The sequence below is a fragment of the Synechococcus sp. CC9616 genome, from assembly GCF_000515235.1.
Taxonomy (GTDB): Bacteria; Cyanobacteriota; Cyanobacteriia; order PCC-6307; family Cyanobiaceae; genus Parasynechococcus.
Genome location: NZ_KI911558.1, coordinates 1,456,467 through 1,470,147 on the forward strand (window position 1 = coordinate 1,456,467; position 13,681 = coordinate 1,470,147).

Here is a 13,681-nt window from a genome sequence, read left to right on the forward strand (position 1 = left end):
AGCTGCCTTTGACACTTCCAAAGTAGTTATTAATAAGTTCCGCGGCGTTTGGCTTCACTGCCCTGAGCAGTCGGTGCAGAAGTCTGGTGTCCGAGGCCAATGTGCACACCGAGATCAGGGGTCATGGCGTCGGTGCATCCGTGGGCTCCCCAACATCAGCATGGCCACCGGGCTCCCGCGGGGAACGCAAGGACGGCCCCGGTTCTCCTCCGCCCTGTAGCTGCCAGCTGCTGTATTGATCATCCAACCGAGCCGTGAGTCGCTCCAATCGCTGCCTGGGACGCTCGCCATCGCCACCGGCAGCGAGCTGCAGACGCAACTGCACACGCAGCAGATCCACCGCCAAACCCCAGGCTTCATCGGCAGCAGCCTGATCAAGAGCCAGCTCCAGCAACTGATCGGCGCGATCAAGATCCGCTTCCTCCAGAAGTTCCGCTGCCAGTCCCAGTCGCCGCGCCGCCACAGCTCCAGTGGTCCGTCCGGACAGCAACACCTCCGCCGCCGCAAGCCGATCACCGGCAGCTGCCTCATGGTGCGCCAGTTGATCAAGCCCATTCACCGTGATCGGCTCACCCGGTTCTGCTGAAGCATCAGGAGCCTCGACCAGTTCCAGCTGCTCAAGCGCCATCAGATCTCCATTCACCAACCGCCGCAACGCCCGGGCCGCTCGCGGATGATCCAGGGCCGCATCGGCCGCCTGCCAGCTGAGCCGCAACCAGCGTTCCCGTTCAGCGCCAAATCCCGGGAGATAACGGCTCAACACCGTGCGAGCTCCGTCAGGAGAACGACAGATCAGCAACACCCGGGCATTGGTCAGCACCTCATCCATCGTTTGAGATGTCGTGTTGAAGCTGAGCAAACGGTCTCGGAGCTGCTGCTGACGATCCGACAATCCGAAGGCGGCCGCTTCAACGCAGCCATGCTCCAGCTCTGCAAGAGTCCCTTCGAGCAGCAACGTCTGGAAGGACTCCTCAGCCATGGGCTGGGGCTCCTGCGAGGAAAGCTGTTCCGGAGCGGAGGGTGCCGCAGCCAGCAACAGCATCACCAGAGCAAAGGGTGCGGTCCCCATGGCGGTCTGCGGTCTACAAAGGAAACCTACGAGGCACATCACGCTCCGCCTGCGCCCATGGCCATCTCGAGCACCCGTCCCAACACCCTGCCGGCACTGCGGCGACTGTTAATCGTCGGCAGCGGTGGCCGGGAGCATGCCCTCAGCTGGGGACTGCGGCGCTGCCCCTCCGTGGAAGTGGTCTGGATTGCACCGGGCAACGGTGGGACCAAAAGTGAAACCAGTGGTGGAACCAGTGATCAGCAGGTCCAGATCGCTGAAACCGACGCCGCTGGACTGCTGAGCCACTGCCGCGCAGAGGCGATCGATCTGGTGATTGTGGGACCGGAAGCCCCCCTGGCAGCCGGGCTGGCCGACACGCTGCGTGAGGCGGGCATCGCCGTCTTCGGTCCTGGAGCTGAAGGGGCGCAGCTGGAAGCCAGCAAAGCCTGGGCCAAGCAACTGATGCAGGATGCCGGCGTTCCCACCGCCAGACATTGGGCGGTGAGCAGCGAAGCCGAGGCGCTGGCGGTGCTGAAGCAGGTCAACTGCCCCCTGGTGGTGAAGGCCGATGGCCTGGCGGCGGGGAAAGGCGTCACCGTGGCCGAGAGCATCGCCGAGACGCAGGCCGCGATTGAAGAGGCCTTTGGCGGACGCTTCGGGGCGGCCGGTGCCCAACTCGTTCTCGAGGAACGGCTGCAAGGCCCGGAAGTGTCCGTGTTCGCTCTCTGTGATGGGGAACGCATGGTGCTGCTGCCGCCAGCCCAGGACCACAAACGGCTGGAGGAGGGCGACCGTGGCCCGAACACCGGAGGGATGGGGGCCTATGCACCGGCACCACTGCTGGATCAGGACGGGTTGGAGCAGGTGCGACAGGCGGTGCTTGAGCCCACCTTGAAGGCTCTGCGGGCACGTGGAATCGAATACCGCGGTGTGATCTATGCGGGGCTGATGCTCACAGCGAACGGGCCACAGGTGATCGAATTCAACTGCCGTTTCGGCGATCCCGAATGCCAGACCCTGGTGCCGCTGCTGGGACCGGAACTGGCCCAGGTCCTGCAGGCTTGTGCCCACGGCCGCCTGGATCTGGCGCCAACGCTGACGATCGGCAACCAGTGCAGCGCCTGTGTGGTGGCGGCTGCCAAGGGCTACCCGAACTCCACCCGCACGGGCGATTCCATCGATCTTCGCTTGGACAGTGATGCGCAGCTGCAGCTGTTCCACGCCGGCACCCGCCTTGATCAATCCGGCAACCTGGTGAGTTCAGGTGGGCGCGTGCTTGCGGTGGTCGCTCAGGGCCGTGATTTCGATGCAGCCTTCGCCGCGGCCTATGGCGGCCTCAAACAAGTGCATTTCGATGGAATCCACTACCGTCGCGATATCGGGCACCAGGTGCGGACCGACTGATGACCAGCGGCACTCAAGCCACCGCTGACTGGGCCCTCCCTCCACAAGGAGGACCGCCCGACGATCAGGACGGCGTCTGGCGCCGCATCGTTCTCTGGTGGGAGGAATTCAGCCTTCAAACCAAGCTGCTCGCCATCGCCACGTTGGTGGTGAGCTTGATGATGACTGGCATCACGTTCTTCGCCCTCAATGGCATCCAGCGCGATGCCGTGATGAACGACACCCGATACGCCCGGGACCTGGGCCTGCTGCTGGCTGGAAATGTCACCGAACTCGTGGCGCAGGAACAGGACCGGGAGCTGGCAGATGTCGCCGAGAAGTTCTGGCGTTCCAGCCGCAGCGTTCGCTACATCTTTTTCGCCGATCCGGATGGGGTTATCTATTTAGGGATTCCGATCAGCGCCACACCGGCCGGTGGGGAGGGGGAATTGCGTCTCAACCGTCGCCTTGAGCTGCCGGATGAACTGCGCCGCCGCCCCCAGAACCCCCTGGTCCGTCAGCACCTGACTCCCAAGGGACGGGTGATCGACGTTTTCGTCCCCCTGATCCGCAACGGGCGTTACTACGGCGTTCTTGGCCTAGGCGTGAACCCCAACGAAACCGCCCTGGCCAGCGCAGCTCTCACCCGCGAGGTGACGGTGGCGGTGTTCATCTCCATCTGGGTGCTGGTGATTCTTGGAGCGGTGTTCAACGCCCTCACCATCACCCGTCCGGTGAAAGAGTTACTGCGCGGCGTCCGTTCGATCGCCTCCGGCAATTTCCAGGCCCGGATCGCCTTGCCCGTCGGCGGGGAACTGGGAGAACTGCTCACCGGCTTCAATGCCATGGCCTCTCAGCTGGAGGCCTATGACGAGGCCAATATCGAAGAGCTCACCGCCGCTCAGGTGAAGCAGCAGTCCTTGATCGCCACCATGGCTGATGGGGCCATCCTGCTGGATGCCGAGGGGCGCATCGTGTTGGCGAACCCCACCGCCAGGCGGCTGTTCCGCTGGGAAGGCCGCAACCTGGAAGGACAGGAACTGGTGGAGGAACTGCCGGATCTGCTGGCGATCGAGGTGCATGCTCCCCTGGACGCCCTGCTGCTCAGTGGAGCTGACAGCGAGGATCTGCGCTGCAACGTCGGTGAGCCTGCCCGCACTCTGCGCATCGTGATGCAGGCGGTGCGCGATGCCAGTGGTGAATCGCTCAAGGGAATCGCCGTCACCGTTCAGGACCTCACCCGCGAGGTGGAGCTGAATGCGGCCCAGAGTCGATTCATCAGCAACGTCTCCCACGAACTGCGCACACCGCTGTTCAACATCAAGAGCTACGTCGAAACCCTCTACGACCTCGGCGACCAGCTCAGTGACGACGAGAAGCGGGAATTCCTTGGTGTTGCCAATGCCGAAACCGATCGTCTGACCCGTCTGGTGAATGACGTGCTCGACCTCTCCCGTCTGGAGTCAGGCCGTGCAGTGCAGTTCGAGCCAATGAGCCTGCGGCCGGCAATGGAGCAGACCCTGCGCACCTACCGCCTCAATGCGGACGAGAAACAGGTGCGCCTGGAACTCGACGTGTCCCCCGACCTACCCGAGGTACTCGGCAACTGGGATCTACTGCTTCAGGTTTTGGACAATCTTGTCGGCAACGCTCTGAAGTTCAGTCGTGCCGGCGGTGTCCTGGCCCTGCGGGCCTATCCCTGGCCGGACAGCTGCCGGGTGGAGCTGCAGGAGACGTCCGTGGCAGACGGCCCCACCTGCCAGCTGACATCACCACTGCCCCGCTTGCGGGTGGAGGTGGCTGACACCGGCTGCGGCATCAGCCAAACCGATCAGGAAAGAATCTTCGACCGGTTTTACCGCGTTGAAAATTCAGTTCACACCGAGGTGGGGACGGGCCTGGGCCTCTCGATCGTGCGCGGCATTCTCGAGAAACACGGCTCCAAAGTGCAGATGGCCAGCGAGCTGGAGGTGGGCACAATTTTCTGGTTTGATTTGCCGCTGCAGCAGGCCGATGCAGACGAGTTGCAACTCCAGTCGGAACGACGCTCTCTGGCTGAACAGGAGGTCTGAGGGATCAGTCCTCGCTGGACACACCCCGGGCAATCCTTGAGAGCTCGTTGCGCTCGTCGGTAGTCACCCGATGGGGCACACCCGAGATGATCCGTTCGAAGTTGGAGAACGAATCCTGGATCTGCGGTCCGTTGCCGGTGATCACAAATTCACGAATTCCCTTGTCGTGCCAGGAGCCGCGCATCTTGAACACATTCAGGGCACGGGCCATCTCACCGCGAATCTCCACGTACTGCAGCAGCAGGATCGTGTCGGTGATCGTTGAGATGTGGGAATCAGTGATCGAATGGCTCCCCATGAACTCCTCTGAGGTGTTCGTGAAGAAGCCGGCGATCTCCTCCTGCTTGGCGTAACCGGTCACGCCGATCACAAACTGGCGGAAGGCGTTGTGGCTCACTCCCCTAGCCAGGGCTGACAGGGAATCGATCGCCATCCGCGAGGGCTTGAACTGGCTGATCTCGGTTTTGATGATCTGCAGGTGATCTTCAAGGCCTGTTGATTCGGGATAGGCGCAGATGATCTTGAGCTGACCGTCCTGCTCCATCTGCTCGAAATCGATCCCCCAGCTGGTGCCATTGCGCAGCAGTTGAGCCCGTGATTCCTCATAGGCAAACAGGATCGCCCGTTCCTTGTTGCGGCAGGCGTCCTCAATGAACTTGGACACCAGCAACGTCTTGCCGGTTCCCGTTGCGCCGGTGGCCAGGATGATCGAATCCTTGAAGAAGCCACCGCCACACATCTCGTCGAGGCGTGGCACGCCGGAGCTGACCCGCACATTCGAGGAGCGCTGGGTGAGGCGCATCGCTCCCAACGGGAAGATGCTGATGCCATGGGCTCCCATCGTGAAGGGGAACTCACCCTTCATGTGAGTGGTTCCGCGCAGTTTGAGAATCTCGACGGTGCGCCGGCGACGCTCCCCCTCCAGGACGTTGCGCAGAATCACAACGTTGTCGGAGACAAATTCCTCAACGCCATAGCGGGCGATCGGACCGTATTCATCAATCCGCTCGGTGGTCATCACCGTGGTGACACCGATCTCCTTGAGACGTGCAATCAGCCTGAAGATCTCCCGACGTACAACAAAGACGGCGTCGTACTGCTGAAACACCGCCGTGATCGAGTCGATCGCGACCCGTTTGGCCTTGTATTTGCGGATGGCGTAGTTGATCCGCTCGATCAGGCCTGAGAGATCAAAACTTCCCGCCACATCCTGACCATCCGGATCCGGCGAGGCGTCGAGAATGAACAGCTTGTCCTGCTCAACCATGTCCTGCAGGTTCCAGCCGAAGCTGGCGGCATTGCGAAGGATGTCGAGGGGAGACTCCTCGAAGGTGACGAAGATGCCGGGCTCGTCGAAATGCTTGATTCCATTGTGAAGGAAATGCAGCGAGAACACGGTCTTGCCGGTGCCGGACGTTCCGCTGATCAGCGTGCTGCGTCCAATCGGCAAACCGCCCTGACAGACGTCATCAAAGCCCTCGATCCCGGTCGGGAGCTTTTGTACCTGCATCTGAGCAGGGCCACTGGCGGGGGGGAACTGCATGCCTACACGCTCACGATCAGACGCTAGTGAGAAGTCCACAACGGGAGCTATTGATCACCATCTCGCTTAAGAATCACCGGGAGATGTGTCGTCCTCGTCATCAACGGTGTCGATCAAACCGGAGTTGAGCGGGCTATCCGCCAGTTCGTCGTAAAGCAGATCAAGACCGATCAGCACCCGTTCCCGGTCGGAAAGATCGCCGATGATGCGACGCACAGGTGGCGGGAGAATCTTGGAAAGCGTTGGCGTGGCCAGGATTTTGTCCTCCTCCGCCAGCTGCGGATTCTTCAGCACGTCGATCACCTTGAGGGCATAAACGCCGCGAAACTCGGTTTCAAGGATGTTGCGCAGGGTTTTCAGCGCCCGCATCGAGTTGGGCGTGTTCCCTGCCACGTAGAGCTTGAGGATGTAGGTCTTGCGGGGGCTCATAACGACATCTCCGGGGCATCGGGGGGCTCGATCTCCCGGCGGGTGCGGCCAGAGGCTGACCCGGACAGGGGGATGTCCGGCGGAATTGAACGCCGGTACATCTCACACAGATGGGCCATTACATCGAGAAGCGCAAGGCGGTAATCCTGAAGAAAGTCGTTCTTATGCCCCTCAAGGCGAAGCTGTTTCCAGAACTCGTCGATCAGATCAACGTGGATTTCCACGGTTCGCGTGATCGGCAGATCACTGAAGAAGGCCGTGTTCACGAAACTCTCCAAGGCCTGGTTGGCAGCAGCCGGATCTCGGAAATAGCTGATCAGCAGATCGCGGTAGGTGCGCTGCAACGACTGAAGCAATTCCTTGCGTTCATCCGGCGAAAGGCTGCCCAGGAATCGCGATGGATCACGTTTGTAGAAAACCCCCAGATAACCGAGCCGTTCCTGGAGGCGACTGGAAAGCTTCCAGACCTCACCGGTCCCATTGTCGTCCTGACGGCCATCCATCCGCCCCTGGCGCAGGAACCGGGAAATCGATGCATCGATGTTGTAACCCAGCTGTTCCAGCTGATCGGCCGGTAAATGCAGTTCCTCGGAGTGGTAGTCCACATGGCCCTTCACCTCACCCACCACCACGGCGGGGAAGAGCAAGCCGGAGCTGACGAGCTGCTCACGGGTGACTGGGTCCAGCAGAGGCTGTTCCACCACCACCGCGTCGATGTACTCCTGCCGTCGCTCGATCAGTGCCGCCAGACCTCCCTCCTCGGCAAGGTCAACGACGATCGGCTTGTAGCGGTTTCCCGGCAACCACTGACAACAGGTCTGGACCAGCTCAGGGGTCCTCAGCAACAGAGCAACGGTTAGGGCCGGCCGGGCCATCCTTGGGCGGAGTTCGACTCAATACGTGAATCTTGACGAAGGGGCGCTCGAGGACCGAAGATCTTTGTTTGTCTTTCGATTGCGGCTCAGGCCAAATCGGTTCCCTCCGAGCCTGACCGCGTCTCCTAACCATGGCCGACACCAAGCCCTCTGCTGAGGACACCAACGCTGCAAAGGCTTCTTCCAAAGCAGCTGCCAAGACTGAATCAACAGCCGCTGGAGAATCAGCCGACGCTTACGCGATCGTTGAAGCATCCGGCACCCAGATGTGGCTTCAGCCCAACCGGTACTACGACCTCGACAGGATCCATGCCGAGGTTGATGACACGGTCACCCTGGAGAACGTGCTGCTGGTGAAGAACAGCAAGGGCACAACCCTCGGTCAGCCTTACGTCAAGGACGCCAGCGTCTCCCTGAAGGTGATGGCCCATCGTCGTGGCGCCAAGATCATCGTTTACAAAATGCGCCCCAAGAAGAAAACCAGGCGCAAGAATGGTCACCGGCAGGAACTCACCCGTGTGATGGTGGAGTCCATCACCGTGGGCGGTAAGTCGATCAGCTGACGCTCCCAACATCTGTTTCTCCTTCCTCTCAATCCCTTCCTCCCCATGGCACACAAGAAAGGCACAGGCTCCACACGCAACGGCCGCGATTCCAACTCCAAGCGCTTGGGAGTGAAGGCCTATGGCGGTGAAACGGTCTCTGCCGGCTCAATTTTGATTCGTCAGCGCGGCACATCCGTGCTGCCTGGGGTCAACGTTGGCAAGGGCAAGGACGACACCCTGTTTGCCCTCACCGATGGCGTGGTGAAGTTTGAAAGCATTCGCCGCGGCCTGCGCAACCGCAAGCGCATCAACATCACTCAGGCTGTCTGAGCCAGCGCCTCAGATCCCTGGCAATGCCTTGTGTCCATGACGCCTTGCCCGCGTCAGCACAATCCACAAACCGATCAGATTGAGCCCCAGCACGATGGCGTCGCTGGGGCTTTGTTGTGTGATCAGTTCGAAGACTTCATAGGGCAGGGGCAGCGCCATCAACACCACCAGCAACCAGTCACCCCAACGTCGCTCATTCCAGGCCGCCCAAGCTGCCAGATACACCAGCAAGGCATAGGTGCCGGTGATTAAAGCAATCGCCCGCAAAGAATCCGGCCCAAGATTCAGTGCTCGCTGAGCAAGGTGGGCCAGCACCATGCGATCACCATCCACCAGATCATCAGCAAGCAGTGCCAGTCGACCCATGTCCTGACTGCTGATCGCGGCCGCCACACTCACCAGCAGCAAAAGCGTGGCCACCACCACCTTCTTGATCACGATCAAACGGATGAGAAGGCCCTGCAGTTTCATCTCATCCAATCGGCTGGTACGTGCGGGTCGTGATCAACAGCGGATGGAAGATCTCCAGGAATCGACTCTGCAGGGTTTGAAAGAACTGCTCCACAAGCCCTGGATCATCGAAATGGAAGGGGTACTGACCGAGATGCCCCTTGAAGAAATACCAGTTCAGCAAGGCCACTGATCCCGTCTGCATGCGGCTGTGGAACTCCAGGAGTTGCGCAGAGGGGTCGGGCAGATGTTCCAGCACATCCAGACAAACCAACGTGTCGAAACGAACGGCCGCCGTCTCGGCAAGGTCGCGATGGGTAGAGAGTTTGTGGCTGATCCCCAGGGCATCCGCCCGTTGTTGCACAAAGGACCGGTTATGGGGATTGAGATCCACAAACCAGACATGGTCCACCTGCGGCAGCAACGCAGCTGACAGCGCATGGGTGCCGATCCCCCCGCCGAAATCAAGAACCTGTCCCCGCGCGAACATGCCTTGCAGGCGAAGGGTATCGGCGATGTAGTCAGCACTGCTCAGGTGCCAGGCGGCCAGCTCGAGCAAATGCCCGGTCCCGACGGTGTCCTCGTAAAAAGCCGTGGCGTCCTCGGCGCGGAAGGCACCGGGATGCAGATCCGCCAACTCCTCCGTGCTGCTGGGCAGCCGCTGATCGACATCCTCGATCGACAAATTCAGATAGCTGCCGAGGTGCGCCTTGAGATTCAGGCCGTCATCAAGAAAGGCTGAAACATCCACCTCACGACTGCTGCACAGCTGCGGCATGGCATCACGACAACCAGCGCGTCACTGTCGCATCCGGCCGGGTGCAACAGTCGACATGACGACTCATCAGCGGACGTGAACGGTCCTTTCGGCTTTGTGGTGATCGACAAACCCGCTGGAATGACATCCCACGACTGCGTCAGCCGCCTGCGGCGCAGCTATGGGCTCAGACGCGTCGGCCATGGTGGGACCTTGGATCCATCGGTCACCGGTGTCCTGCCGATCGCCCTTGGGCAGGCAACCCGTTTGCTGCCCTACCTGCCAGGGGAGAAGACTTATCGCGGAGTGCTCCAGCTGGGCACCATCACCAGCAGCGACGACCTCGATGGAGAGATCCTGAGCAAGGCTCCTTGGCCCCGTATGAACGGCAGCGAACTCAATCACGCGCTGGACGGATTTCGCGGAGACATTGAGCAGAAGCCGCCTCAGGTGTCGGCGGTTCACGTGAATGGCGAACGAGCCCACAGAAGAGCCCGCCGTGGTGAGCAGATGGACCTTGTGGCCAGACCGGTGACCATTCATGACCTCAACCTGCTCGATTGGGATCCAAGCAGCGGGCAACTCTCCATTGAGGTTCACTGCTCGGCTGGGACCTACATCCGGGCCCTGGCCCGGGACCTGGGGGAGGCCCTCGGTTGTGGTGGTTGCCTCCGCCATCTGCGCCGAACCCAGGCCCTCGGCTTTCACGACCATCAGGCGGTTCCGCTTCCGGAGAAGGACAGCGACCCGCCACCACCCCTTTCACCGGCAATGGCACTGACACATCTGCCGTGCCGCCAGCTCAGCGCAACCGAAGAAACAGACTGGCGCTGTGGCCGTCGGGTGTCGATCGCCGAAGGAAGCGAGAGCGTCCTACTGGTTCTCAATCACGACCGAAGCCTGGCAGGGATCGGCCTGCGGGACTCCGAGGACCTTCTGAGGCCGAAAGTGGTCTTCAATGCCATCGGATGAGCGCATCACGCTGATACTCCCCTAAAGCATGTAGGTCAGAGAGACGAGCGCAGAAGCGGGGCGATCAATGAACAACCCATTTCACAACCATTGATCAACAACAGGCGATAAATCCAAGCAGGAGCGATTCAAACACCTTGAAAGGTCCGGCCTCAGACGCACAGCAAAAAGAAGATCATCAGCGAACAAGCCCATCGCTCAACAACATGAATTCCCAAAAATGAAATACTGCTGCGACTGAATGCGCTGCCGACGACCGAGAAAATTCACCACAGGTGGCCTCAACCTCTGAAAAAACGTTGATTCAGCCAACATTGACGAACAAGAGATGATTATGAACCTGGCAGCCAAGAGACAGCCAGGGCAAATATGCCCACAAACAAACACCATCAATCAGCGATAACGGTGTGAAGATCACATCATCATCGCTGAAACATTTCCTGAAGAAACGGCGTCAAGGTATCAGATTTTTGATCCGATACCTTGACGGCCAAATTCGATTGATTCGGTAGCCTTCAATCTCATGTTGACTGTGACGCTCTTCGATGGCTGGCCACAGCAAATGGGCCCAGATCAAACGCACAAAAGCGGTGGTCGACGCCAAACGTGGTGCCGTGTTCACACGCCTGGCCCGTGAAATCAGCGTGGCGGCTCGCGCTGGGGCGGATCCAGCCGGCAATTTTCAATTAAAAACAGCGATCACCAGGGCCAAGGCCGCCGGGGTGCCAGCGTCGAATATCGAGCGCGCCATCGCCAAGGGATCCGGCCAGGGGGGCGAAGGCAGCCAGCTGGAAGAGGTGCGTTACGAGGGGTATGGCCCGGGTGGTGTGGCAATCCTGGTGGAGGCTCTCACCGACAATCGAAATCGCACCGCAGCGGACCTGCGACTGGCCTTCAGCAAAAACGGAGGCAATCTCGGTGAATCGGGGTGCGTCGCCTACCTGTTTGAACATCGCAGCGAGGTCCTGATCTGTACAGATGCCGCCCAAGAAGAGCAGCTGCTCGAAAGCCTTCTCGATCTGAACGCGGATGGCTACGAGCTGGTCGACGAGACGTCTGAAGCCATCGTCTTTGGGTCCTACACAGCCCTGGAGGCTCTCCAGGATGGCTTGCGGCAGCAGGGATGGACGATCAGCGAGTGGTCACACTGCTGGCATCCACTCAGCAACATCGACATCGAGGATCCGGATGTCTCCGAGCAATGCCTGAAGCTACTCGCGGTACTGGAAGGTCTTGATGACGTTCGCAGCGTCAACGCCAACCTCGGCGTCTTTCTCGAGCCATGATGCCGGTACGTGGGTCCATATCATGCGCAGTCTTCTTCTAGCCGTTGCGATTGGCGCGTCCGCAGCATTGGCAGGCTGTCAGAGCTCGTCGAACGATCTCTCCTCGAACTCCGCGACACAGACGGACGGAGAGCCAATGCTTCGCATCACGCTGGACGTCGAGGAACCGGTGAAGAGCATGGGAGTGCTGCAGACACCCTCAAGCAATCACGCCTTCAATGTTGGTTACGGCAAATACGGCATCGCCTGCGAAGGGAGCACGTTCACCGAAGGCGTCACTCCAATTGGGCGTTTTCGCGTCAATGCAATCCTCACGGACGACAACTTCGCCATGGATCCGGAGCTGATCGAGCAATCCGGAAAAAGCGAGGAGTTTTTGAAAACGACTCTGTTCAGCAACATGAGCAGCATCGACTTCAAAGGGGATGGTGAAACCGGTGAATACGGCAGCGGCTACATCAGCCTGGCGCCGGTTCCCGAGACGCCTCAGCCGTTCGAATTCAACGAGTACGCCGGCACGTTTCGCTGGTACAGCTTTGCCATTCACGGAACCAACAACGACATACGCGTGGGCCGGAAAGTGACCGGGGGATGTCTCAACGTGAAAGCGTCAGACCTGGAGGTCCTGCTGGACAGCGTTGAACTTGGCGATTTGGTCGAGATTACAGCCAATGGTCCCTGCCAGCCCGGCTGAACAGCATTGGAGATTTCAGCAGAATTCCTGCCAGACCGCTCGTAGGTCGTCGGGTTCCAAGGTGAGGAAGTGAATCTTGGCCTCGTTCAACGCCGCCTTGAGTCGGTATTCCTGCCGGCAGGGAAGAAGCTCCTCCACGCGATCGAGAAGTTGCATGTACATCGCCAGTGTTGAGACATTCACGGCAGTCGTCGGCTGATTCCTGCAATGTGACGCTGAAGAACCAACGACACATCACCCGAATAGGGATTCATGATTCCTCCTGATCGGGCCGGCGGATCATCTTTGCCAGCATTTCCAGACGGGCGTTCTCGGATTCGGAGGCCCGACTGGCCATCCAATTGCTGGCCGCCTTCTGCTGGGCAATCTGTTGAACCAGAAAAAGAGCGGTCTGACGAAGTTCGTCGATGTCCTGACAGTCGCGGATAAAACGACTCAGACGTTCCGTCTCGAAGCTCTGTTCGAGGCCTCGTTCGAGGGGATCGATACTCAGGAGTCGAAAGCGATTGCAGCGACGTTAAGGATGCTGAAGTGCCTCTGCGTCCGCCCACAGACAGACCTGGCGATGGCTTCCCAGCCAACTTGCTGGCAGGCGGTCGTCCGGGTGCTCCAACGCCAGCAGCGCATGAAGAACAGGCGCCTTCGAAGCACCGGTTACTACGAGGTGAATGTCCTCCGCCATCAGGATTTCATCAAGCCCGAGGGTGATCGCGCGCATTGGAACTGTGGCTGAATCGCCCCCGAACATTCCGGCGTTCTGCTCCCGCGTGGAACCTGAGAGTGTCACGACGCGACAACGGGTTCGGGGACCGCAGGGGGGCTCGTTGAAGCCGACATGGCCATTGCTCCCCAAGCCCAGCAATTGCAGACCAATCCCGCCGGCAGCCTGCAGGGCCATGCGGTAATCCTCTGCTGCCGTCTCCCCATCCTCTGCTGTGCCATCGGGCAAACGCAGCGATGGTGCTGGAAGCTGTAACGGCCCGCCCAGATGCGTCTCCATGAAGCGCCGATAACTGCGTGAATCAGCTGCCGGGAGCCCCTGGTATTCATCCAGATTGAAACTGCTCCAGCCTGCTCGCAGGGTAGCCAGATCGGTTGGATCCCAGGCGGACAGCCGCTGCACCAGGGCTGCATAAAGCGGTTCCATCGTCCGGCCGGTGGCCAGTCCCAATGGCTTGCAACGCCCAGGCGACGCCAACCGCTGGCGGAGCTTGCTCTCCAGATGGGACGACAGGGCCTCGATCAATGCAGCTTTCGTCGGCCGCTGCTCCAGCCGGTGGGGGAAACCCTGCAC

At 60.2% G+C, this 13,681-nt stretch carries 16 protein-coding genes; 7 read left to right on the forward strand and 9 right to left on the reverse strand.

All coding sequences use genetic code 11. The features are described 5' to 3' along the window. Positions 1-121 precede the first annotated feature (121 nt). Positions 122-1,069 carry a hypothetical protein gene (locus SYN9616_RS0108570; RefSeq protein ID WP_028952714.1) on the reverse strand — a complete coding sequence of 316 codons (948 nt, stop codon included), beginning with the start codon at positions 1,067-1,069 and terminating at the stop codon, positions 122-124. Between the two features lie 57 nt (positions 1,070-1,126). Between SYN9616_RS0108570 and purD the strand changes: the two genes are divergently transcribed. Further along, positions 1,127-2,455 carry a phosphoribosylamine--glycine ligase gene (gene purD, locus SYN9616_RS0108575; protein ID WP_028952715.1) on the forward strand — a complete coding sequence of 443 codons (1,329 nt, stop codon included), beginning with the start codon at positions 1,127-1,129 and terminating at the stop codon, positions 2,453-2,455. Then, positions 2,455-4,506, forward strand: a complete 2,052-nt coding sequence (locus tag SYN9616_RS0108580; RefSeq protein ID WP_028952716.1) for an ATP-binding protein — start codon at positions 2,455-2,457, stop codon at positions 4,504-4,506. The genes purD and SYN9616_RS0108580 overlap by 1 nt, the downstream gene beginning before the upstream one ends. A 4-nt stretch (positions 4,507-4,510) precedes the next feature. On the opposite strand, the gene kaiC is transcribed toward SYN9616_RS0108580, so the two are convergent. The 3 genes from kaiC to SYN9616_RS0108595 form a co-directional block, all read right to left on the reverse strand. Then, a complete protein-coding gene (gene kaiC / locus SYN9616_RS0108585) occupies positions 4,511-6,049 on the reverse strand; it encodes a circadian clock protein KaiC (RefSeq protein ID WP_028952717.1) in 1,539 nt (512 codons plus the stop codon). 66 nt (positions 6,050-6,115) lie between these two features. Next, the gene (gene kaiB, locus SYN9616_RS0108590) at positions 6,116-6,478 is read right to left on the reverse strand and encodes a circadian clock protein KaiB (RefSeq protein ID WP_028952718.1); all 363 of its coding nucleotides are present in this window, start codon (positions 6,476-6,478) and stop codon (positions 6,116-6,118) included. Then, positions 6,475-7,353: a circadian clock protein KaiA gene (locus tag SYN9616_RS0108595; protein WP_028952719.1), complete on the reverse strand. Its 879-nt coding sequence runs from the start codon at positions 7,351-7,353 to the stop codon at positions 6,475-6,477. Before SYN9616_RS0108595 ends, kaiB begins: the two co-directional genes overlap by 4 nt. 131 nt (positions 7,354-7,484) lie before the next feature. Between SYN9616_RS0108595 and rplU the strand changes: the two genes are divergently transcribed. Then, on the forward strand, positions 7,485-7,916 hold the full coding sequence (rplU, locus tag SYN9616_RS0108600) for a 50S ribosomal protein L21 (RefSeq protein ID WP_028952720.1): 432 nt from the start codon (positions 7,485-7,487) through the stop codon (positions 7,914-7,916). A gap of 45 nt (positions 7,917-7,961) precedes the next feature. Then, complete coding sequence (gene rpmA, locus SYN9616_RS0108605; RefSeq protein WP_028952721.1) at positions 7,962-8,228, forward strand: 50S ribosomal protein L27; 267 nt, start codon at positions 7,962-7,964, stop codon at positions 8,226-8,228. A 9-nt stretch (positions 8,229-8,237) separates the two neighbouring features. Here the strand turns inward: rpmA and SYN9616_RS0108610 are convergent, their stop codons facing one another. Next, complete coding sequence (locus tag SYN9616_RS0108610; protein WP_037990850.1) at positions 8,238-8,699, reverse strand: DUF2127 domain-containing protein; 462 nt, start codon at positions 8,697-8,699, stop codon at positions 8,238-8,240. 1 nt (position 8,700) lies between these two features. Continuing rightward, positions 8,701-9,456, reverse strand: a complete 756-nt coding sequence (locus SYN9616_RS0108615; RefSeq protein WP_028952723.1) for a bifunctional 2-polyprenyl-6-hydroxyphenol methylase/3-demethylubiquinol 3-O-methyltransferase UbiG — start codon at positions 9,454-9,456, stop codon at positions 8,701-8,703. 75 nt (positions 9,457-9,531) lie between these two features. Between SYN9616_RS0108615 and truB the strand changes: the two genes are divergently transcribed. From truB to SYN9616_RS0108630, 3 genes are all read left to right on the forward strand, one after another. Further along, positions 9,532-10,407 (forward strand): tRNA pseudouridine(55) synthase TruB, encoded by an 876-nt coding sequence (truB, locus tag SYN9616_RS0108620; RefSeq protein WP_028952724.1) that lies wholly within the window; start codon positions 9,532-9,534, stop codon positions 10,405-10,407. A 545-nt stretch (positions 10,408-10,952) separates the two neighbouring features. Continuing rightward, a complete protein-coding gene (locus SYN9616_RS0108625; RefSeq protein WP_028952725.1) occupies positions 10,953-11,693 on the forward strand; it encodes a YebC/PmpR family DNA-binding transcriptional regulator in 741 nt (246 codons plus the stop codon). A 22-nt stretch (positions 11,694-11,715) separates the two neighbouring features. Further along, positions 11,716-12,387 (forward strand): L,D-transpeptidase, encoded by a 672-nt coding sequence (locus tag SYN9616_RS0108630; RefSeq protein WP_028952726.1) that lies wholly within the window; start codon positions 11,716-11,718, stop codon positions 12,385-12,387. A 15-nt stretch (positions 12,388-12,402) separates the two neighbouring features. Here the strand turns inward: SYN9616_RS0108630 and SYN9616_RS17315 are convergent, their stop codons facing one another. The 3 genes from SYN9616_RS17315 to SYN9616_RS0108645 form a co-directional block, all read right to left on the reverse strand. Continuing rightward, positions 12,403-12,570, reverse strand: coding sequence for a hypothetical protein (locus SYN9616_RS17315; protein ID WP_156918738.1), 168 nt, complete (start codon positions 12,568-12,570; stop codon positions 12,403-12,405). Positions 12,571-12,637: 67 nt separating this feature from the next. Beyond that, positions 12,638-12,880: a hypothetical protein gene (locus SYN9616_RS17960; protein WP_037990852.1), complete on the reverse strand. Its 243-nt coding sequence runs from the start codon at positions 12,878-12,880 to the stop codon at positions 12,638-12,640. A 24-nt stretch (positions 12,881-12,904) separates the two neighbouring features. Further along, positions 12,905-13,681: a 6-phosphogluconolactonase gene (locus tag SYN9616_RS0108645; RefSeq protein WP_028952727.1), complete on the reverse strand. Its 777-nt coding sequence runs from the start codon at positions 13,679-13,681 to the stop codon at positions 12,905-12,907.

Excerpts from the sequence above, each read along its gene's own strand:
- SYN9616_RS0108570 (WP_028952714.1), bottom strand. The coding sequence starts at position 1,069 with ATGGGGACCGCACCCTTTGCTCTGGTGATGCTGTTGCTGGCTGCGGCA.
- purD (WP_028952715.1), top strand. The coding sequence starts at position 1,127 with ATGGCCATCTCGAGCACCCGTCCCAACACCCTGCCGGCACTGCGGCGA.
- SYN9616_RS0108580 (WP_028952716.1), top strand. The coding sequence starts at position 2,455 with ATGACCAGCGGCACTCAAGCCACCGCTGACTGGGCCCTCCCTCCACAA.
- kaiC (WP_028952717.1), bottom strand. The coding sequence starts at position 6,049 with ATGCAGTTCCCCCCCGCCAGTGGCCCTGCTCAGATGCAGGTACAAAAG.
- kaiB (WP_028952718.1), bottom strand. The coding sequence starts at position 6,478 with ATGAGCCCCCGCAAGACCTACATCCTCAAGCTCTACGTGGCAGGGAAC.
- SYN9616_RS0108595 (WP_028952719.1), bottom strand. The coding sequence starts at position 7,353 with ATGGCCCGGCCGGCCCTAACCGTTGCTCTGTTGCTGAGGACCCCTGAG.
- rplU (WP_028952720.1), top strand. The coding sequence starts at position 7,485 with ATGGCCGACACCAAGCCCTCTGCTGAGGACACCAACGCTGCAAAGGCT.
- rpmA (WP_028952721.1), top strand. The coding sequence starts at position 7,962 with ATGGCACACAAGAAAGGCACAGGCTCCACACGCAACGGCCGCGATTCC.
- SYN9616_RS0108610 (WP_037990850.1), bottom strand. The coding sequence starts at position 8,699 with ATGAAACTGCAGGGCCTTCTCATCCGTTTGATCGTGATCAAGAAGGTG.
- SYN9616_RS0108615 (WP_028952723.1), bottom strand. The coding sequence starts at position 9,456 with ATGCCGCAGCTGTGCAGCAGTCGTGAGGTGGATGTTTCAGCCTTTCTT.
- SYN9616_RS0108625 (WP_028952725.1), top strand. The coding sequence starts at position 10,953 with ATGGCTGGCCACAGCAAATGGGCCCAGATCAAACGCACAAAAGCGGTG.
- SYN9616_RS0108630 (WP_028952726.1), top strand. The coding sequence starts at position 11,716 with ATGCGCAGTCTTCTTCTAGCCGTTGCGATTGGCGCGTCCGCAGCATTG.